We start from the raw sequence: 598 nt of genomic DNA on the forward strand, positions 1-598 counted from the left end.
GCAGTCCCTCTACTTTCTGGTATTCTTGAGCGACGAAATTTTTTTTAAAAAGGACACTTCCTGCTTTAGGTAATCCAACTCATGCTTGATGCTTTTGATTTCATCTTCCGTGGTCGGCGGTGCGGCCTGGGTACGGTCGGTTTTAGCAGCTGTTCTCCTCCCTTCATGGAAGCTGCCGTACTTAGCATATTCTTCCTTGATGTGCTGAGCCATTCCGGTTAACCGGGATTTTCCAAGAAGTTCAGCCGTTAAGCCATATTTTTCAAAAATAGCGCGGGGATAGGCCCCCTGTTGATATTCAGCATAAAAAATCTCCTTAAAGGCTTTCGTTAAGATGACAACGGTTGAGCTGACACTGTAGACATAGGGATTTTGGCGAAGTGTTGCCATTTCTTCTTCAGTAAAAAATTTTCTGCTCATGTAGACTCTTCTCCTTATTTCTCTTTGTATCTGAGAATACCATAAGCAACACAACGTTGTCTAATTTCCCGGAACCTTACAATGTATTTGTCCAACAATTTGGGGTTGTATTGTCCGAGTGTTCACTTTCGAGGGTGTAAACACTTAGGGGCTGTCCAACCTTATGGGTACAGTATAA

Annotated in this window: 1 protein-coding gene; it reads right to left on the reverse strand. The window is 43.0% G+C overall.

The features are described from left to right. Window positions 1–9: 9 nt before the first annotated feature. Window positions 10–420: an HTH domain-containing protein gene (locus ACE418_RS13450; RefSeq protein ID WP_416451079.1), complete on the reverse strand. Its 411-nt coding sequence runs from the start codon at window positions 418–420 to the stop codon at window positions 10–12. Window positions 421–598 lie beyond the last annotated feature (178 nt).

The organism is Megasphaera jansseni (assembly GCF_047974155.1).
Classification (GTDB): domain Bacteria; phylum Bacillota; class Negativicutes; order Veillonellales; family Megasphaeraceae; genus Megasphaera.

Coding starts and splice junctions, on each gene's coding strand:
- ACE418_RS13450 (WP_416451079.1), bottom strand. CDS start 420: ATGAGCAGAAAATTTTTTACTGAAGAAGAAATGGCAACACTTCGCCAA.